This window comes from Halorubrum sp. F4, assembly GCF_027257195.1.
In the GTDB taxonomy this organism is placed as follows: domain Archaea; phylum Halobacteriota; class Halobacteria; order Halobacteriales; family Haloferacaceae; genus Halorubrum.
This window is the reverse complement of sequence record NZ_JAPDFS010000042.1, coordinates 1-2972: the sequence shown is the minus strand read 5'-3', so window position 1 is coordinate 2972 and position 2972 is coordinate 1. Positions and strand designations below refer to the sequence as shown.

The 2972-nt window shown below is 51.0% G+C and carries 3 protein-coding genes; 2 read left to right on the top strand and 1 reads right to left on the bottom strand.

Features of this window, described 5'->3' with window-relative positions:
* Positions 1 to 1782 (top strand): phospholipase D-like domain-containing protein (locus OKW78_RS16560; protein ID WP_281196155.1); only part of this gene is annotated, 1782 nt, incomplete at its 5' end.
* A gap of 4 nt (positions 1783 to 1786) precedes the next feature.
* Here the strand turns inward: OKW78_RS16560 and OKW78_RS16555 are convergent.
* Positions 1787 to 2071 carry a hypothetical protein gene (locus OKW78_RS16555; RefSeq protein ID WP_281196154.1) on the bottom strand — a complete coding sequence of 95 codons (285 nt, stop codon included), beginning with the start codon at positions 2069 to 2071 and terminating at the stop codon, positions 1787 to 1789.
* A gap of 496 nt (positions 2072 to 2567) precedes the next feature.
* On the opposite strand from OKW78_RS16555, the gene OKW78_RS16550 reads away from it, so the two are divergent.
* Positions 2568 to 2972, top strand: a 405-nt coding sequence (locus OKW78_RS16550) for a P-loop NTPase fold protein (RefSeq protein ID WP_281196153.1), incomplete at its 3' end; no start/stop codon positions are given.

The following is a 2972-nucleotide window of genomic DNA, read 5'->3' as shown; positions in this document are numbered from 1 at the left end:
GTCTCTAAGTTCCACAGATGGCTACTCAATGAGACCGGATTGATCGATGAAGGAGAGATAACGTTACTCGGTTCGTTCGTCCTCATCGCGGATGATCCGTTCCATCTCATTCGGATCGCCGTGGCAAGTGGATTTCACGGCATTGAGAGAATTCTCCGATCCTGCCTTGATATTGAGGAATCGAATTTGCGACGACGAGAGTTCGACAGCCTGTTCGCCGGTAACTGGGACGAAACAGTCCTTGCTCCACTTATCGGATCGATGGGCTTTCTCACTATCCATCCTGACGCCGTTGAGGTTCACACCGACCGCATCGAATCGGCGTTAGCTCCACAAGGGGTAGTGTCCGAAGAGAGCGCTGTGACGGGTGCATACGCCCAAGTTCTATCGGACTTGCTCGAAGTCAGGGACCAAGACTGTATCGAGAGCCTGACTGAACGTCTCACCGACGAACGTCCTATTACAAATCACTCCGAGGGAGCGATAGCGTCCAAACTCGTCCAATCTGTTCCGGTCATCCCGTCATTTGAGGATATTCGTAGAGCCGTAGCGGAGCAGCGGTCGGAGTATGAGGAGATGTTCGAACAGCTTCAGCAACTCCTGACTCCCTCAGAAGGTGTCAATGCTGTCCAGATAGAAACAGAATCAGTTGTAGGGACTGAAAGCATCTCTGGAGACGACTTCGGTGAACGTGAGCAGCGATGCCTTCTCAACGTTATTGCCACGGTTAGTAGCCACCCCCAATTCGCAAGGTTCGATCTTCGATTCGTGACCGAGAAGGTTAGCGCTAATCAGTACACCATTTATCAGGCGTTATCGTCTGTTCCGGGAGTAGCCTGTGAAGTCGTGGATGGAAGCATTATCAAGTTCGACAGCGTGCCACAATTGGTAGACGGGGAGGACCTCAAGCAGGAGTACGCGCGACACCTCATACAGCGATGTTCAAGGGTGCAAACCCAGATCGACAGGCTCTCCGATCTCAATATAAAAGATCCTTCGCCGACAGCAGCGGAGACGGCCGTTATCCGGGACTACGAAACTATCTCGAAGGGACATGTAGAACCGACGTACTTCACGTATACCCTACCCGATCCGGATGCCCTTGGCGAAAAGAAAATGGATGAGTACATCGGCGATTCCCGAGGCCTCGGCCGCGAGGCTGCTCGACTCCGGCGATGGCACGAGGATCGTCCATCCGGTATGCGATCCTATACTGCAATGACGGACAGGCTGTTCAGCATCGGCTTGGAGCGAAACCTCGACGACAAAGTGCTGCGGATAATGACACCGTTTGACGACGATACGTTCAACGAATACGTCTCTCAAATCCGTAGACTGCTTGAACAAGGGTTTGAATTACGGCTACTGACTCGGCATACGAAGGAGCCCTGGGAGTGGCGACGTCTACAGCGAAACCTTCTCAGTGAAATCAAACAGCACAGGGACCAGGTAACCGTCCGAACCTATTCTCGGTTTAAACAGTATCAACGGGTTTCCCCGAGTGACGACTTTCGGGAACTCGGTGAGTTCGGAGTTCACGGGAAGGTCCAAACGATCGGTAGCGCCGAAGAGGGTGCCTCACTTCTCGGCTCCGCGAACTTCATGACCAACAGCTACGACTGGAATCCGGAATGTGGCGTCTACACGGAGCGGACACAGTTCGTTGATGCCGCGATCGAGTTCTTCGACATTGTCTGGCAAATAGCCGAGTCGGATGAACTTGCGATCGAACGACTCCAAAAAATCCCGGACCGTCAGTTGGTCCCGACATACTACAGTTGAACCGTCACTCGGAACGTTCACACCAGCATCGTACCGGACCACTGTTCCCCTCTTCCCCTTCCGATTCGATTTCGCAAATGAAGAATTCACCGTCAGGGTAGAGGATGAACCGATCTTCTTCAACATTTTCGACGCGTTTCACGTCCTGAATTTCCCAGTCTGATTCCTCGTTGCCTTCCCATGTCTGGTATCCGTCTTCACCTTTGACGGCGAAGTCCAGGACACCGCTACCGCTCCCAATAATGTGTTCAACCCGTTCGAGTTTGGTCGTCTTGGAAATCCTTGGCATATCCGTGTCTGCACCTCCGGCGATAATCAATGTCCGTAATCTGGTCGGGTCACCTTCAGAGAAAGGAAGCTGATGCCACCGATGGAGGATGGCAAATCCCAAGCTTCCCTGTTGGAACGACGAGTTGATCAAACCGTACCGCGCATCCCACTCCGCGATACGACGCCGTCCAGGCGTAGCGTAGGGTTCGGCAGGGAAAGATATTGTCTCATTAGTTCAAGAACGGATCCAACACTCAACCTGTAGGTTGATTTCGGTAGGCTTAGAGAAGATCGCATGTAAGATACAGAATAGTGGCCGTTCATTCCGTTGGCGACTACTAGATCGTCTAAGATACGCTAAGTGTGAATTACAGTCTGACAGAAGTCACATCTATATAAGAACATCTCGGGAATTGTTAATAGGTATTCGGGACTGATATTCACACTTCAGTTGTGTCTGGGTGATGTGTTTCTTCACCGAAATCCTGATAACGTATAACAAGAGTCATCCTTGTGTGACTAACGAGTCGAACACTTCAAATTTCCTTACGGATGAGCCGATTGAATCCGATGAGGAGGATGCATTCCAGCATACGGAGTATGTCGATGCTCTTGAGCGGATTTTGGGGTCTGTTGAGGCCCCTTGGCATATCGGAATTTTTGGGAAGTGGGGTTCTGGGAAGACCTCAATTATTCGACTGTTGTTTAATCGAATTGAGGAACAGGATACGAATGGTGAGACGGTCTGTATTGAGTTTGATGCATGGAAGCATGCGGACGATTCTGTTCGGACTGAGCTTCTACTTACCTTAGATCAGGAATTGGGAAAGCACGCGGGTAAGAAGGATGGGTTGATTGGTGAGGACGATATTACCGGGCAACTTTACGACGTTGACGAACAGAAGAATGAGAAGACGGAC

What these genes read in the sequence shown, in the direction of transcription:
- OKW78_RS16555 (WP_281196154.1), bottom strand. Translation starts at nt 2,071, where the DNA reads ATGCCAAGGATTTCCAAGACGACCAAACTCGAACGGGTTGAACACATT.